Origin of the sequence: Staphylococcus sp. GDY8P94P, from assembly GCF_017892255.1 — a bacterium.
GTDB classification, from domain to species: domain Bacteria; phylum Bacillota; class Bacilli; order Staphylococcales; family Staphylococcaceae; genus Staphylococcus; species Staphylococcus cohnii.
In genome coordinates this window covers 276,982-293,027 of the sequence record NZ_JAESKU010000008.1, presented here as the reverse complement: position 1 = coordinate 293,027, position 16,046 = coordinate 276,982, and the positions used below count along the sequence as shown (strand labels likewise).

At 32.7% G+C, this 16,046-nt stretch carries 16 protein-coding genes and 1 pseudogene; 13 read left to right on the top strand and 4 right to left on the bottom strand.

All coding sequences use genetic code 11. The features are described 5' to 3' along the window. Nucleotides 1-56 precede the first annotated feature (56 nt). From KA926_RS05825 to KA926_RS13905, 8 genes and pseudogenes are all read left to right on the top strand, one after another. On the top strand, nt 57-1,451 hold the full coding sequence (locus KA926_RS05825; protein ID WP_107505103.1) for a YfcC family protein: 1,395 nt from the start codon (nt 57-59) through the stop codon (nt 1,449-1,451). 184 nt (nt 1,452-1,635) lie between these two features. Continuing rightward, entirely contained in the window at nt 1,636-2,199 is a 564-nt protein-coding gene (locus tag KA926_RS05820) for a GNAT family N-acetyltransferase (protein ID WP_107383997.1), read from the top strand. A 148-nt stretch (nt 2,200-2,347) separates the two neighbouring features. Beyond that, the gene (locus tag KA926_RS05815; protein ID WP_107383998.1) at nt 2,348-2,863 is read left to right on the top strand and encodes a VOC family protein; all 516 of its coding nucleotides are present in this window, start codon (nt 2,348-2,350) and stop codon (nt 2,861-2,863) included. A gap of 28 nt (nt 2,864-2,891) precedes the next feature. Further along, nucleotides 2,892-3,875, top strand: a complete 984-nt coding sequence (locus KA926_RS05810; RefSeq protein ID WP_107383999.1) for a D-cysteine desulfhydrase family protein — start codon at nt 2,892-2,894, stop codon at nt 3,873-3,875. 117 nt (nt 3,876-3,992) lie between these two features. Continuing rightward, nucleotides 3,993-4,322: a thioredoxin family protein gene (locus tag KA926_RS05805; protein WP_107384000.1), complete on the top strand. Its 330-nt coding sequence runs from the start codon at nt 3,993-3,995 to the stop codon at nt 4,320-4,322. A 218-nt stretch (nt 4,323-4,540) separates the two neighbouring features. Further along, nucleotides 4,541-5,062: a GNAT family N-acetyltransferase gene (locus KA926_RS05800; protein ID WP_107384001.1), complete on the top strand. Its 522-nt coding sequence runs from the start codon at nt 4,541-4,543 to the stop codon at nt 5,060-5,062. A gap of 324 nt (nt 5,063-5,386) precedes the next feature. After that, a complete protein-coding gene (locus KA926_RS05795; protein WP_107384002.1) occupies nt 5,387-6,355 on the top strand; it encodes an alpha/beta hydrolase fold domain-containing protein in 969 nt (322 codons plus the stop codon). A gap of 228 nt (nt 6,356-6,583) precedes the next feature. Beyond that, nucleotides 6,584-6,813 (top strand): annotated as a pseudogene (locus KA926_RS13905) (hypothetical protein); the annotation flags it as partial. Here the strand turns inward: KA926_RS13905 and KA926_RS05790 are convergent. Continuing rightward, nucleotides 6,799-7,962 carry an ArgE/DapE family deacylase gene (locus tag KA926_RS05790; protein WP_107384003.1) on the bottom strand — a complete coding sequence of 388 codons (1,164 nt, stop codon included), beginning with the start codon at nt 7,960-7,962 and terminating at the stop codon, nt 6,799-6,801. The pseudogene KA926_RS13905 and the gene KA926_RS05790 overlap by 15 nt on opposite strands. 144 nt (nt 7,963-8,106) lie before the next feature. After that, the gene (locus KA926_RS05785) at nt 8,107-8,430 is read right to left on the bottom strand and encodes a hypothetical protein (RefSeq protein ID WP_107384004.1); all 324 of its coding nucleotides are present in this window, start codon (nt 8,428-8,430) and stop codon (nt 8,107-8,109) included. Between the two features lie 405 nt (nt 8,431-8,835). Between KA926_RS05785 and pgsB the strand changes: the two genes are divergently transcribed. From pgsB to KA926_RS05760, 5 genes are read left to right on the top strand one after another with little or no spacing between them, the layout of a single operon-like run. After that, entirely contained in the window at nt 8,836-9,993 is a 1,158-nt protein-coding gene (gene pgsB, locus KA926_RS05780) for a poly-gamma-glutamate synthase PgsB (RefSeq protein ID WP_019470028.1), read from the top strand. Between the two features lies 1 nt (nt 9,994). Further along, on the top strand, nt 9,995-10,447 hold the full coding sequence (gene pgsC / locus KA926_RS05775; protein ID WP_046206761.1) for a poly-gamma-glutamate biosynthesis protein PgsC: 453 nt from the start codon (nt 9,995-9,997) through the stop codon (nt 10,445-10,447). Nucleotides 10,448-10,461: 14 nt separating this feature from the next. Beyond that, on the top strand, nt 10,462-11,532 hold the full coding sequence (locus KA926_RS05770; protein ID WP_210143738.1) for a CapA family protein: 1,071 nt from the start codon (nt 10,462-10,464) through the stop codon (nt 11,530-11,532). After that, entirely contained in the window at nt 11,522-11,680 is a 159-nt protein-coding gene (locus KA926_RS05765) for a hypothetical protein (RefSeq protein WP_210143737.1), read from the top strand. Before KA926_RS05770 ends, KA926_RS05765 begins: the two co-directional genes overlap by 11 nt. Nucleotides 11,681-11,682: 2 nt before the next feature. Beyond that, nucleotides 11,683-13,275, top strand: a complete 1,593-nt coding sequence (locus tag KA926_RS05760) for a gamma-glutamyltransferase (RefSeq protein WP_210143736.1) — start codon at nt 11,683-11,685, stop codon at nt 13,273-13,275. Between the two features lie 84 nt (nt 13,276-13,359). On the opposite strand, the gene KA926_RS05755 is transcribed toward KA926_RS05760, so the two are convergent. Both KA926_RS05755 and KA926_RS05750 read right to left on the bottom strand, forming a co-directional pair. Further along, nucleotides 13,360-14,448, bottom strand: coding sequence for a YkvI family membrane protein (locus KA926_RS05755; RefSeq protein WP_107384008.1), 1,089 nt, complete (start codon nt 14,446-14,448; stop codon nt 13,360-13,362). Between the two features lie 17 nt (nt 14,449-14,465). Further along, nucleotides 14,466-15,803, bottom strand: a complete 1,338-nt coding sequence (locus tag KA926_RS05750; RefSeq protein ID WP_107384013.1) for an aspartate aminotransferase family protein — start codon at nt 15,801-15,803, stop codon at nt 14,466-14,468. Nucleotides 15,804-16,046 lie beyond the last annotated feature (243 nt).

Below are 16,046 nucleotides of genomic sequence, written 5' to 3'. Positions count from 1 at the left end.
ATTTTTTAGATTATGATTTTTTTCAATTAAAAACCATTTAATGGGGGATATTTAAAATGTTCAAATCAATTTTTAAAAAGATAACATTTAAAACACCACATACATATGCATTGTTATTATTTATCATTGTTGTGGCAAGTTTACTTACATATTTAATACCAGCTGGGGAATATGCACGTGAAAAAAAAGATGGACAAACATTAGTTATATCTGGTTCATATCAAGAAGTGTCACAACATGGCGTTTCGTTTTTTGATATATTTCGAGCAATTCCAGAAGGATTACAGAGTGGCGCTGAAATTGTATTTTACATTTTCTTAGTGGGTGGCGCATTTGGTATTGTCCATAAAACAGGCGCATTTGAAAATGGTGTGAATAAAGCAATGAACACATTAGGATCTTATAAAGTACTAATGATTCCATTGACTATGACGATATTTTCTATATTAGGTTTTTCAATTGGATTAGCAGAAGAAACGATTATCTTTGTTCCTATTGGAATTATTATAGCGAGAACATTAGGATATGATGCGTTGACTGGAGCAGCAATGGTTATACTTGGAGCAGCAAGTGGCTTTATTGGTGGTATGTTAAACCCATTTACTGTAGGTGTTGCACAATCTGTAGCGGAGTTACCATTATTTTCAGGTTGGGGGTTGCGTTCGATTATTTATATCTTTATCTTGTTGGCAGCTATTACAACAGTGATGATATATGCACGTAAAGTGAAACAAGATATGTCGAAAAGTATTGTATACGAACTGGAAAAAGTTGAAGGACAATCTACGGAAGCGATGGATACGCCACGTTTTACGAAGCGACAGAAAGTTGGTTTACTACTCATTGTTGCAGCGATCGTATTAAATGTGTTTGGTATTTTTAATTATGGTTGGTCCTTTAACGAGATGAGTGCTAACTTCTTATTGGCAGGTTTACTTGCAGGTGTCATAGGAGGATTGGGCGTCAACGGTACATTTGAAGCCATGATAGAAGGTATGAAAGATATTTTGTTTGGCGCAATGATTGTTGGCTTTGCTAAAGGTATTATTGTCATTTTAGAAAATGGCCAAGTAATAGATACCATCGTACATGGTATGACAACCTTGCTTACAGATGTACCTTCCTCGGCAGTTATCATCGCGATGTTTATCTTACAATTCTTTTTGAATTTCTTTATACCATCAGGTTCTGGACAAGCATTAACTACTATGCCATTAATGGTACCAATCTCTGACTTATTACATATCAATAGACAAATTACTGTACTTGCGTTTCAATATGGAGATTCAATCAGTAATGTCTTATTTCCAACTTCTGCAATTTTAATGGGTGCTTTAGCTGTTGGAAAGATATCTTATACTCAGTGGCTTAAATTTGCTTGGAAATTAATTTTAGTATGGGTAATCATATGTTGTATTGGTATGTCTATTGCCTTAATAATAGGTTATTAAGTAATAATTTGCTAAGTCATTTAGCTAACTTGAACTTCATGTTATTAGGAGTAGTCTCAGATATTAAAGTATTAATTAGATATCTGAGGCACTCCTATTTTTTATGTCTAATCATTAAAATGTTGAAATATTCAGAAATTACAAATAAGATATGATATAAGACATAATTAAAGAAGGTGAGACAATGCAATATAGACCGTTTATAGAAATACTGCCGAACGTTTCATTAAGACCACCAGATCTTAAAATGGCTGAATCATTATTTGAAACCATTCAAGAAAATTTTACGCATTTATCACGATTTTTAGATTTCATTACTGAAGATCTCACTGTAGATGCGGAAAAATCATATTTAAAAATGATGATACAACATCAAGCTGAAAGTAAAGGTCAATTATTTCTAATCTATTATGAAGATGAATTGATTGGCACAATAGATTTACATAAAATCGATTTAAAAAATAAAAAAGCAGAAATAGGTTATTGGATGGCGAAAGGATATACAGGTAAGCGAATTGCGACGGAAAGTGTTGTGTTTATATGTCATTATGCATTTGAAATTTTAGAATTGAATAAACTCACGATTATTGCAGACGTAAGAAATATTGCTAGTAATAAAGTTGCTAAAAATGCAGGTTTTCATTTTGTCGCAACTGATATTCAGGACATGTATGATGGTGAAAATTATCAAGATATGAATCGATATATTTTATTGAAAAATCATTTTGACTTGGCTGAAAGTCATTAAATGCTAGATTGATTGCCTGTATAGCACATGCTTAACAGTATCCGGTGTGTCCAAGTCACAAGCAATTGTTAGTAAACTTATTGTATTGACTGATATTAGCTATGATATGAAACAGACGAAAAGGATATATAAGGAGGATTACGACTTGATGGCTAGAGGTATTAATCATATTGGTTTAACTGTACCTGATATTGAAATAGCAACGGCTTTCTTTAAAGAGGCTTTAGATGGTCGTATTGCTTATGATAGCCAAACTAAAATGGATGAACCTAGAGGTGGCCAATTTGTTGAACATGTATTAGGACTGGAGAATGGTGCTGAAATTGTTAAAAAGAGAATGATGGTGTTCAATGATGGCCCCAATATAGAGATGTTTGAATTTGTATATGCAAATCAAAAAAACGCTGTAAATTTACAAGACATAGGTTATACACATATTTCATTTTACGTGGATGATTTTGAAGCATCCCTTAATAAAATCAAACAAGCTGGGGGAGAACCTATCTCTGAACCTCACAGTAATACAAAATATGAAGATACAGCTGGTAATCGTACGGTATATGTTAAAACTCCATGGGGAAGTTTAATTGAGTTGCAAACGATACCAAATGGTTATTATTATCCTAGAGATAGCGAGGCAAGTGTATTTATTCCGGACGTGTAAGAAATATTGACGCAGGAGGTTAAAAATAATGTTAAATAGAAAGTTAGATGTCGCCAACTTACCCACGCCTATTCATAAGTTAGAACACTTAAGTAAACGTTTAGGCAAAGAAATTTATATTAAAAGAGATGATTATACTGGCACTGAAATATCAGGGAATAAAGTAAGAAAGTTAGAGTATACGATACAATATATAATTGATCATGGCTATGATACGATTATTACAACAGGTGCAATCACATCTAATCATGCCAGAGCAACAGCAGCACTATGCGCAAAATATCAAATTGAATGTCATCTCGTGTTAGAAGGTACAATGAAATCTTTTGAAGGTAATTTATTCTTAGATGCTATGCTTGGTGCACATGTACATGTGATTGACGACGATCAGTCTCGAGAAATAGCGATGGCACAATTGAGTCATACACTAGAAAGTAAAAACAAAACACCTTTTATGATACCAACTGGCGCATCAGATTGGATAGGTACGCATGGTTATATCAATGCTTTTGAAGAGGTTATAGAACAAGAGGCTGAATTAGGTTGTCATTTTGACTCTATTAATGTAGCTGTAGGCTCAGGTGGCACATATGCAGGTTTATGGTTTGGTAAACACAGTCACAACCTACCGACAAAGATAATTGGTTATGCAGTCAATGAAAGTGCAGCAGCCTTTAAAAATAAAGTGCAAACAATCATTAATCATTTAGATGAAAACATAGATACATTCGATACAATTACCATTAATGATAGTTATATTGGATTAGGTTATGCACAAGCAACAGATGAAGAATTAGCATTTTATATTGATATTGCACAACAAGAAGGTATTGTTTTAGATCCAACCTACACAGGAAAAGCTTTTAGAGGTATGGTTAAAGAAATTCAAGAAGGAAAATATGATGATCAACAAACAATTTTGTTTATTCATACAGGTGGACTACAAGGTTATACAGAGGAAACTAGAACACGTATTCAACGATTACTGCCAAATTTCAATAATGATTTGTAAATATATTTAGATATGAGGATTACGTACACATTTTGTAGTCAAAAGCATATAAATTGCGAAGTATACTATATATGGTGCATAATATTAAACACTTTATAATTAAGGAGGGTGTTCTATATGACTCAAACATTAAGTTCCATGGATGAATATCATTCATTTATTAACAAACATCCGCTCGTAGTCATTCATGTAATGAGAGATAATTGCAGTGTTTGTCATGCGGTATTGCCACAAATTGAGGACATGTTGCGTGAATTCCCAGACATACCATTAGGTGTGGTTAATCAAAGTAATGTAGAAGAAATAGCTGGTGAATTATCTATCTTTACAGTACCGGTTGATTTGATCTTTCTCAACGGTAAAGAAATGCATCGTCAAGGTAGATTTATTGATATGCAACAAATAGAACACCAATTATCCATAATGTATGAAAGTTTAAAATCATAAATGAATATGAAATAGTTGTGCATTATAAGTAATTAGACATCCTGTTGTTAGTTTATTAACATAAAAGTAATACTAATAATAGGATGTTTCAATTTAAAAACCTTATAATTAAAAGTAAATTGTCTAAAATAAAAATGAGGTAAATTAAATCACAAGTATCATATATAATAAAAATAATGTATGATAAGATTAATCTATTGAATTGAGGAGGAGTATTTATGCGCATAGAAAGAATATGTCCGAATGAAGCTGAAGCGCTGTATACTTGCATGAAAAAGATTGATCAAGAGACACAATACATGCTCTATTTACCTGATGAAAGAAGTTTTAATAAAGATAGACTTGTTGATGATATTAAACACAATTTCTATATTGGTGTTAAAACTGATGAAAATGACATTCTAGGATATTTATCTGTACATATTAGTAGATTAGCGAAAATTAAGCATATCGGTTATATTGTGACCGGTGTGATAAATGAAAAACACCATCAAGGGTTAGCAACAAAGATGTTTCAAGAAACAATAAAATGGGCTGAGCGTAAAGGGTTAAGAAGACTAGAATTAACTGTCATTACAACTAATACTCCGGCAGTTAAATTTTATGAGAAATTAGGATTCAAAATTGAAGGTATCAAACATGAATCTATTTATATGGACCATCATTTTTATGATGAATTATATATGTCAATGATGATAAATCAATCATTTTCAATAGATTCAGCTATACTCGAGAGCTAACTTAATACAAATTAACATTACATCATTTCGTAATGAAATGTACAATACATATTAATAAAATGAGTTAACGATAATTCAACTTCGCTCTAGTTTTGGAGAATTGTATCAAAAAGGCGTTTTATAGCATTTTCTTAAAAGGATTATTTGCTATATTTTGATGTGTGAAGCGCACTTGTCACACAACATATTTGAGCATGGTAGGCTTGTGTGAGGTGTTAATGTTTAAGTGTTTATTAAACTTATGGATGGAGCACAATATATAGTTTAGTTTATTGTTGATACTAACCAAGTCACGAAGTAATTGTTCATTGGAGGTAATATGAAATGCTAAAAAGAATATTAACCATTGCAAGTGTTAGTGTGATAGCTTCATATTTATACGCCAAGCTTTTAGAAAAACGTAGTTATAAAAGCTTTTTGTATGAAATAATGATTAGAGCAACAAAGATGAAACAACCATTTGAAAAGAAAGCAAACGCGCAAAAAGCGCTTGAATTTGTTAAAGAACAAACACAAGGCGAGTACGAAGGTACGAATTATAACTTTGACAATGCTGTTTATACTAAAAAAATTCACAATGTAACCAATTATATTGTGAATGATAAAGAAGATCGTCAACAAAAAGTAGTGATATACATTCACGGTGGAGCGTGGTTCCAAGATCCACTGCCATATCATTTTGAATATATAGATATGTTGGCAACAGCCTTTGATGCAAAAGTAATAATGCCAATATATCCTAAAATTCCACATGCAACATATAAGGAAACTTTTGAATTACTAGAAGAGATTTATAGACGTGAATTAGAACAAAAGGTGAGTTCAGAGCGTGTTGTTATCATGGGCGATTCGGCTGGAGGCCAAATTGCATTATCTTTTGCACAGTATTTAAAAACAGTGAATATGTCACAGCCAAGTGATATTGTGATGATTTCACCAGTACTGGACGGTACATTTAGTCATCCTGAAGTTTACAATTATGAAAAAATTGATCCCATGTTAGGTGTTGAGGGCAGTAAATATTTAATTAGTCTATGGGCTGGTGAACTGTCATTAACGGATTGGAGAGTTTCGCCAATTTACGGATCATTCAATGGATTAGGAAAAATAACCATTTCAATTGGTACAAAAGAAACGCTTTATCCTGACGCGGTTAAATTATCGCAAGTGTTAAATGCTCAAGGTATTCATCATAACTTTATCCCAGGATACCAGCTATTTCATATTCATCCTATCTTCCCAATTCCTGAAAGAGCACAATTTATCAATAAGTTGAAAAAAATTATAGACTGATATAATCATGTTTTAACGCGATAGAGAGTCTGGAACATAAATTTCAAAAAAATAGCACTCAGATGATTTAATTCAATTCATCTGAGTGCTTCTTTTTTATGCAATATTTCGTATTGTTGGCTCGCTTTCTTTGGGGACAGTTTCAGACTGCCCTGTTCCCTCAAGAGTCTCCCCAAAATACGTCACATTATTGAACACGAAAAATGTAGTATAGGTTAGGAAAACAAACGGATCAAAAGCGAACTTGGCGTTGTATTAATGGCACTTGATATAAGAAAGTAGTAGATCAACGAGCTAACTATAATCAAAATAATAATGAAAAAGACAATTTCTATATTATTTCAATAGAAATTGTCTTTTTTTACTTGTCCAAGAACTTTATGTCCCATGTTCATTTGATTTTATACTATTTTATCAAAATGGTATTTATAATCGATTTACAATCATACTTCGTTTGAATTATTTAAGTAAGTAGAGAAGAAATCTGTAAATAAATCAACAAATGTCAGATATTTATCTTTTTCCACGTGTTCATCTACTTGGTGTGCTTGGCTTACAGCCCCAGGGCCATACATGATAAATGAAAAGTTTTCATCTTTGTCTACTAGTAAATCAGACGCGTCGGTAACACCAGGTGAAGCTTCAGTTGGTAATGTAGTATTTAAATATTTTTCTCCCATTTCAACAGCAAGTTCAGCTAATTGGTTTTGTCCTGTAGTATAAACAGGTGGTCTAGACATGTATGTGTCAATATCGATATCCGTTTGTTCAGTTTCGACTTGTTTTAAGATTTCGTTGAAATATGAGATGAACTGTTCGTTATCATGCTCAGGAATCGTACGAATATTAAATTCAGACTCAGCATGTTCAGGAATGGAATTCACCTGATTACCACCGTTGAAAATTGTGGCATTCATAATTGCATTGCCTAATAAATCATTACTTTTAGTGAATTTTTCAAAGCCTTCATCAGCTTTATAAACAAATTTTACTAATGGTGAAATTGCATTGAAACCAAGTTGAGGCATAGAACTGTGTGAAGCCTTGCCACGAGAAGTGACGCGAATATCCATTGATCCTTTATGTGCATAAATAATTCGATCTTGAGAAGGTTCAGCAATCACTAGTGCATCAACATCATTCATATATCCTTTATCTTGAAAAGCTTTTGCGCCTTCACCTACAATTTCTTCACCAGCAGTTGCTAGTAAACGAATTTTTCCGTGTTGTAATAAGTTTTGATCATGAATATCTATCATACTGATTACTAATGCTGCTAAACCTGATTTCATATCAGCTGAGCCACGTCCGTAAAGTTTACCATCAACTTCAGTAAGTTTGAATGGATCATACGTCCATTTACTTTCATCGCCCGCAGAGACAACATCCATATGACCGGAGATACCTAATACTGGACCATCTTTACCGATTTCAGCAACTAAATTTGCGCGACTGTCGTTAATTTTAATGATGTCGGATTTTATGTCATGTTCTGCTAATAACTTTTGCAGATATTCACAAACTTCGATTTCATTGTCATTAACTGATTTAATGCTAATCAAGTCTTCTAATATTTGAATTTTTTCTTGATCAGTAAATTTACTCATAATAAAAACCTCATTTCAGATATAATAAGAAAACTAATATCTTTATTATATCTGAAAATTCAGACGCTTTGAAATTATACCCCTTTGTAAAAAATACATAATAACTAGATTTTGAACAAATTGTCAAAAATAGGTGACAAAAAATTAAACATGGTTTTTAGATGCGTCATTATCTAAAGACCATGTTTTTATAGTGTTATATTGATTGATTGTTGGTTGAGCCACGTGTTTTGATTGCAAATGTTTAGGGATAGAGCGGTTTTCTTGTGTAGATGGTTCAGAAGGTTTTGAAGTATTGTTGGTCTCATCTACATTTTCAATATGTCTTGTATTATCTGTATCAAGTACTGCACCACGCATATCATTACCTTGGAAGCTACCTACTAAAATCATGATTAAATAACCACAAGTTATGAGTGCAACAATAATGAGATAAAGTGAAACAGTTAGCTTTACAGGTTTGCTCATGTCCATCCTCCTAAAGTATCTTTAATTCCTTTCACCCTTAAGATAACATTCGAATTTTAATAATGTGTAAATTTCAAGTAAATATTATATTTCATATTTTCAGCCTTTATTATTAATTGATGAAAAAATTTTTATAATATTTTTTACTTAAATTTTTTTATTGAAGAAAAAGGATTAACGTTGATATGAAAGTATTTCATTTAACCTTTAATATAATTTTACATTCAATTAACAGTTAATTTATAGACTTTATATAAAATCAACAACTACGTGGTAGCATGTCAGTATTGAAAGGTATAAAGATTTGTTTATACACAAAGGCCATTTTTTGTGCTAGATATTTTCACTAGATTAATGATCTTTGCACGCATTTAATAAATACGCAGATGAAAAGAGGGACAGAGTTTGCTACTAATCATAATTTGTATAGGCGTAATTCTATGGCTAGGAATTGTCGAAAAACGAAGACATTCTGACAGATTAGAAAAGATTCCTATACGTATTAATATAAATGGTATTAGAGGTAAATCAACGATTACACGCTTGATTTACAGTATTTTGCGGGAAGATAAATACCGCGTGATTGGTAAAACAACTGGTACAGATGCACGCATGATGTATTGGTTTACACCAAGAGAATATCCTGTATATAGAAAACCTCAAGGTGCAAATATAGGTGAACAACGTGATATCGTCAGAAAAGTTGTGAAGCAAAGAGCTAATGCATTAGTTAATGAGTGTATGGCAGTTAATCCAGACTATCAAATTACATTCCAAAAAGATTTAGTGAAAGCGAATATTGGCGTCATTGTTAATGTAATGGAAGATCATATGGATGTGTTAGGGCCAACGTTAGATGAGGTTGCTCAAGCATTTACAGCAACTATTCCATACAAAGGTCATCTCGTCGTAATGAAAGATGATTATACTAAATTTTTTGCTAAAGTAGCTAAACGGCGTAAAACAAAATTAATTGTTGTTGATAAGGAAGAAGTACCAGAATCATATTTACGAGAATTTGGATATATTGTCTTTCCGGATAATGTAGCAATTGCAATGGGTGTAGCTGAAGCATTAGGTATCGACAGAGATACTGCCTTAAGGGGCATGTTAAATGCACCACCTGATGTAGGTGCTGTAGAAGTTAAATACTTTAATGCAAATAATACAACTAATGTGTATGTGAATGCTTTTGCAGCAAATGAGCCACAGTCTACTAAAGCCATTTTAAATAAAGTAGAGTCATATAATTACCCATATCAAAGAATCGTGATTATCTTAAATTGTCGTTCAGACAGGGTAGATAGAACTCGACAATTTGCAGAGAATTTCATAAAAGATGTACCGTTCGATACATTAATTTGTACCGGAAAAAGTACTCAAATGGTTACGGAAGTAATGAGAGAATTACCTGATAAAAAATATTTGAATTTTGAAGGTAAAAATATAAATGAAGTTGAACGTGCGCTTTATGCAGAATCACACAATGCTTTGATTTTCTGTGTTGGTAATATTCATGGACCAGGAAAAGAAATCGCACAATATATAGAAGGGATACATTAATATGATAGGTTCAGAGTTATATTTTTCATTATTCGTGGGGATTGTTTTAAGCCTCATTTTTGCCGAGAAATTCGGTATTAGTCCTGCTGGATTAGTTGTACCAGGATATCTAGCTCTCATATTTGATCAACCAATCATGCTACTATCTGTACTAATCATTAGTTGCATTACATATTTTATTGTGAACCATGGTATTAGTCGCTTTGTCATTCTCTACGGGCGTAGGAAATTTGCTGCAATGATATTAACTGGAATGGTATTAAAATTTATATTTGACTTAATTTACCCCTTAACCCCGTTTGAGATGGTAGAAATGTCCGGTATTGGTGTCGTAATACCAGGTATCATTGCAAATACTATACAAAAACAAGGTGTTGTAATTACTTTATCTACATGTATGTTACTAACATGTATTACATACATTGTTTTATTCTTTTATAGCTTTATTAATTAGTAAGGAGCAGATATATGAAGCAATCTAAACGATTCTCTATCGATGAGCGTGTTTTGAAATGGACAAAACGCCATAAAAGAAGGAATTCCATATATACCGGCTTGATATTAATTATAGCGTTGATTTTGTTAGTATTTGTGTTGAAGCATCAGGATTTTGAGCCTGTTAAAGCTATGAATAAAGGAAAAGATGAAATTAAACTAACATATCTAGGTAATGTGGAATTAAATAGTCATACGAGAAAAAACAATATTAATGATACCTTTAGCGCCGTTGAAGACATGTTAAAAAACAGTGATTATTCAACAGCAAGTTTGAAACTAACCAAATTTTCGGATGATAGAAAAACAAATATTACTAAAAATTTAGAAAATGTAATGTTTTTAAAAGGTTTAAATATTAAAAGTTTAAATATCATAAATCAAGTCACTGATAATATTACAGCAAGAGATTTTAGTAGAGCTGTTGAAGCACAAAATGGTTATAATTTTTTAACTGGTAATGGTTCTAATCCTATTAACAGTAAAACAGTACAACAAACGGTGAAAGGTAAGAAAGTAGCAAAGGTTTCCTTTACAGACGTTGAGTCTGATTACACAGATCCATTGAAAAATACTACGTCCATCAGCTTGGAACCCAATATCTATGTTCCATTAATAAAAAAATTGAAAGAAAAAAATGATTATGTAGTAGTTAATGTGGACTGGGGGATAACTGATGAAAGGTCAGTAACAACAAGACAAAAAAAATATGCACACTCTTTAGTAGATGCGGGTGCTGATGTCATCGTCGGACATAATACAGTTGTTCAGGAAATTGAAAATTATAAAGACGCTAGCATTTTTTATAGTTTAGGTAATGTCACCTCAGAAGGTTTCTTATCAAAGAATAAACAAGGCTTAGCTGTCCAACAAAATTGGAATGGTAAAAATTCTAGGTTTATGATCACCCCAATAAAAACAGTGGGTGGTAAATTGACTAAATCTACACCCAACAAAATTGAAGAAACTAAATTATTAAACAATATAAAAGGTGACAACATTAATCTTAAAAAAGAGAATGGAGGTTATATTTATGAACATTAAAGACCATTGGGTAAGTATTACAATCATTTCAGTTGTATTGATAATATTCTTACTAATTGTATTCGCTAGAGCGAATGAAGGTTTAGACTATTATGAACAAAATGAACTTAAATCTTCACACCATCAATATTTGTCTAAAGGAGCTTAGCTATGAGTATTTACAATAAAAAAACGCTCATCGTAATATTACTCCTTACTATTATCATATCCTTCACATTTTATATGATTACGAAAAAGGATAATTATAATAAAGATGATTTATATGAGAATAAAATTGCAGATCATCAACAAGACATATCGGATAAAAATTACGGTGTAGCTTCCAATAATCCGATTGCTACACGTGTTGGAGAGAAAATTTTGCAAGATGGCGGTAATGCAGTTGATGCTTCAATCGGTGTCTCATATGCGCTTGCTGTCACTGAACCACACTCATCAGGTCTAGGTGGTGGAGGTGCAATGCTGGCTTACGATGGTCAAGAAAATGTTGCGCCGAAACAATGGCAATATAAAGATATTTCTTCCTTTAATTACAAACAAAAAGATAAAATCGGTGTGCCAGGTTTCGTTCGAGGTCTTGAAGATGCACATAAAGAAGCGGGGAAAATGGATAGAAAGAAAATCATGAACTATGTTATTCCTTTAGCTGAAGAAGGTTTTGAAGTTGATTCAGAACTAGAAAGAAGTTTGAAACTATATGGTTCGGACGTAGATAGAGATTCACCTTTCTTTGAAGGAGAGCAAACAAAAAGAGAAGGTGATGTCATTAAACAACCAGCTTTAGCTAAAACATTAAAAGGTATTAGAGACAATGGTCCTAATTATTTCTATGATAAAGTTGGTAAAAGTGTCACTAAGCAAACGGATGACAAACTAACAGAAAAAGATTTTCAAAGTTATAAAACGGAGAAAAAAGAGCCAGTGAGTACAGATTACTTAAATAATAAAGTTTATGCGGCTTCAAATCCTTTAGGAGGATCATTGATGCTTCAAGGTTTAGAAATTGACGAAGCTACAAATAATCAAGCAGCTCAAGGTAATCGTCTAGATTATATTACTGGTATATTAAAATCTAGAGATTTAATGTATCGAAATAGGGATATTGTAAATGGACAAGATGAAGATTATGATGAATATCTTTCACAAGATTACTTGTTAGGTAGATTAAATGAAATTAATTTTGAAAGTAATTTTAATACCAATAACATCGATAATACAAGTACAACACACTTTGTAGTAGTTGATAAAAATGGACAATTGACAAGTACAACGAATACATTAGCAAGCTTCTTTGGTTCAGGAAAGTATATGAAAGAAGGGTTCTATATGAATAATTCATTGAGCAACTTCTCTTCTAATCCATCTAGTCCAAATTATGGTGCGAAACACAAGCAACCACGTTCATTTGCTTCACCGAGCATCGTAGTTGGTCCTGATTATTATATGGGTATAGGAACGCCAGGTGGTAACAAAATTCCGACTACATTAAATGAGGTGATTATTGATTACTTACGTAACGATGGTACGCTACAAGAATCTATCAATAAACCGCGTTTTTATAACGATGGAGGCAAAATCTTTTATGAAAATGCTACTGACCAGCAAGATATAGACATTTTCAAAAGTTTAGGTTTTGAAATTGAAGAAAAACGTAATGATCCTAACTTTGGAAGTGTACAAGCTGCGCTTTATAATAAAAATGATAAAACAGTAGAAATCGGTCATGATGTGGGGAATAGATAGTCTGTTTTCAATAAACTCAATAAAAAAGTCCAAGGCACAAATTAATGTCTTGGACTTTTTTTATTGAATTTTAACGGCTGTCATTTATGTACTACGTTTATTGACGAAATTATTATATAACGTACGCACAAAAATGATAACTACAACAATTGCTCCTATATAACCTACAAATGGATATATAATGGATACTAATTCTCCAAAAGGTAATGTACCACAAATTATAAAAATAATACCTAACACAACTGTTACAGGAACGCTAAGTTTTGATGGGAAAATCTTCATAAATTCATTTTTAACTAACCAATACATTGGTGCAGTTGTAGAATAAATCCCTAATAAAATACATACTGAAAATATAAATGCTATAAACGGCGCAATCGTATTACCTAAATAAAGTACAGGAACCTCTAATTCAAATACATGATCAGAATGCACTAATAGCGCAATAATCATTACAATTACTGTTAACATCAACACAGAGCCTCCAACAATTCCAGTAATACCAGCTTCTTTTCTACTATTTGATTGTTGACCAAGTTGTGAAAAGAAGATACTGCCTGCTAAGATGTTGTAACAGAAAAATAATCCGCCAGATTGCCACCAATGTGTTGTTGGTTGTAAATTTTTAGCGCTTTCTGGTAAATAGAGCATATTAGATAAACTACCGATATTTGAGAAGAAAACAATTAAGCAAATACCAATTGTTAAGATGACAATAATCGGTCCAACGGTACCAATAATATCGACTAACTTTTGTAATCCTAAAATAACTGTAATCATTGCGACAATGCCCATACCTAGTACACCGACTAGATTTGGGAGATGGAATTGTTCTGCTACTACAGCTCCTGTACCAGCAATCATGATGACAACAATGCTAAAAATAAAAATAATTGTAAAATATTCAATCAGCGTACCCAAGATGTTGCCGCAATAATACTTAAATATTCTGCCTGGCTGTTTTAATTGAAGATCAAATCCTTTCATCATTAAGGTGGAGCCAAGTAGACAGAATAATAATGCGCTAACTAAAGCTCCGAATATACCATATATGCCAAAGGATGCAAAAAATTGCATAACTTCTTGTCCAGTTGCAAAACCAGAACCTATGAGATAAGCGATGTAAGCACCGCTAAGTTTTATAACATTTGTGAGTTTTATTTGTTGTTGCATCATTGATCCCTCCAATTTTACCAACCTTGACCAGCAATGTCGTAATTGTCTAATTTTCCAGATGCTAAATCTTCAATCGCAGATTCTAAGACATTTAATGCTGTATCAAGTTGGTTATACGTTATGACTAACGGAGGTTGGAAACGGAGTACGTTTCCAGCTACTGCAATAATAACAACACCATTATCAAAACAGCGATTGCAAATTTTTAATGCGGCTTCCGCATCACGTGTCTTATTTTCTTTATCAGAAACGATATCTATGCCGATAGATAACCCTTTACCTCTAACATCTCCAACAGCATCAAATCGTTCAATCCATGAATCCATACGGTTACGTACATACTCACCTTTATCTGTACTCGCTTGAAGTAAATTTTCATCCTCTATCATACCAATTGTAGCTAATGCCGCTTCACAGCTTACTGGATTAGCGCCAGTTGTAAATAAATGTGCTGGTGCTTCTAATGTATCCATTATTTCAGCACGACCTACAATTGCAGACATAGGCAGACCGCCTGCTAACGATTTTCCAAATGTAATCAAATCTGGTTCAATATGATAATGTGAAACTGAACTCCATTCACCAGTACGACCAAGTCCTTGTTGGATATCATCCACTGCTAATAATATGCCGTGAGCTTTACATAAATCTTGTAAAGCTTTAAAGTAACCATCGACTGGTTCCAATAATCCACCATCACCTTGTATCGTTTCAATCACGATACAAGCTACTTCATCAGCAGGTACATATTTTTCAAACATTTCTTTAAGTGGCGCAAGATATTCATCGACAGTGTTAGCGTTTGGACTCCCAAACATACCTCTGTATCTATCAGGGAATGGAATATGATAGAATCCTGGTAACATTGGGCCATACTTTTTTCTCATGTTTAAACTTATGGCAGACATCGATAATGACCCATATGTAGAACCGTGATAAGCATTAACGAAACTGATGATATAAGGTCTTCCTGTATACGCTCTTGCAAGTTTAACGATGCCGTCGTTTGCATCTGAACCAGAAAGTCCGAAAAGTACACGTTTTTCATAATCCCCTGGTGCAATTTCACAGAGTTTCTTAGCAAGTTTAACTAAAGGTTCATGATACATATAAGCAGGCGTATAGTGTATGAATTTATCTACTTGTGATTTAATAGCATCTGACACTGGTTGAGGTGCATGTCCTACATTTTGTGAACTAGCACTCGCAAGTAAATCGATATATGTATTGCCATCCATATCAACGAGTGTTGCGCCATAGCCATGAGAAATAGCTAATGGATAGTATTTTATTCTTCCCGGTTTCGCAAAATACTTACTATCTTCATTGATTAATTGTGCAGCTCTCTCCATTTTCTCCATAATTTTCAATCCTCCCATGTATTACTTAATATAAGTCGGTTTAATAGTTATACAAATTAAATACACACCTTTTACTTCATATCCCGTTGTTTAAAGAGAAAGGTGTTATTAAATATTTTTCGTTTACTTCAATAATTTTTAAAAATGAAATGAAGTAGTGGTACGTATGAATATACTAAGAAAATTCGGAATTGTAAATATATTCTGAAAATTTAAAGTTGAATAACACTTAAA

Coding starts and splice junctions, on each gene's coding strand:
- KA926_RS05825 (WP_107505103.1), top strand. CDS start 57: ATGTTCAAATCAATTTTTAAAAAGATAACATTTAAAACACCACATACA.
- KA926_RS05820 (WP_107383997.1), top strand. CDS start 1,636: ATGCAATATAGACCGTTTATAGAAATACTGCCGAACGTTTCATTAAGA.
- KA926_RS05815 (WP_107383998.1), top strand. CDS start 2,348: ATGGCTAGAGGTATTAATCATATTGGTTTAACTGTACCTGATATTGAA.
- KA926_RS05810 (WP_107383999.1), top strand. CDS start 2,892: ATGTTAAATAGAAAGTTAGATGTCGCCAACTTACCCACGCCTATTCAT.
- KA926_RS05805 (WP_107384000.1), top strand. CDS start 3,993: ATGACTCAAACATTAAGTTCCATGGATGAATATCATTCATTTATTAAC.
- KA926_RS05800 (WP_107384001.1), top strand. CDS start 4,541: ATGCGCATAGAAAGAATATGTCCGAATGAAGCTGAAGCGCTGTATACT.
- KA926_RS05795 (WP_107384002.1), top strand. CDS start 5,387: ATGCTAAAAAGAATATTAACCATTGCAAGTGTTAGTGTGATAGCTTCA.
- KA926_RS05790 (WP_107384003.1), bottom strand. CDS start 7,962: ATGAGTAAATTTACTGATCAAGAAAAAATTCAAATATTAGAAGACTTG.
- KA926_RS05785 (WP_107384004.1), bottom strand. CDS start 8,430: ATGAGCAAACCTGTAAAGCTAACTGTTTCACTTTATCTCATTATTGTT.
- pgsC (WP_046206761.1), top strand. CDS start 9,995: ATGATAGGTTCAGAGTTATATTTTTCATTATTCGTGGGGATTGTTTTA.
- KA926_RS05770 (WP_210143738.1), top strand. CDS start 10,462: ATGAAGCAATCTAAACGATTCTCTATCGATGAGCGTGTTTTGAAATGG.
- KA926_RS05765 (WP_210143737.1), top strand. CDS start 11,522: ATGAACATTAAAGACCATTGGGTAAGTATTACAATCATTTCAGTTGTA.
- KA926_RS05760 (WP_210143736.1), top strand. CDS start 11,683: ATGAGTATTTACAATAAAAAAACGCTCATCGTAATATTACTCCTTACT.
- KA926_RS05755 (WP_107384008.1), bottom strand. CDS start 14,448: ATGCAACAACAAATAAAACTCACAAATGTTATAAAACTTAGCGGTGCT.
- KA926_RS05750 (WP_107384013.1), bottom strand. CDS start 15,803: ATGGAGAGAGCTGCACAATTAATCAATGAAGATAGTAAGTATTTTGCG.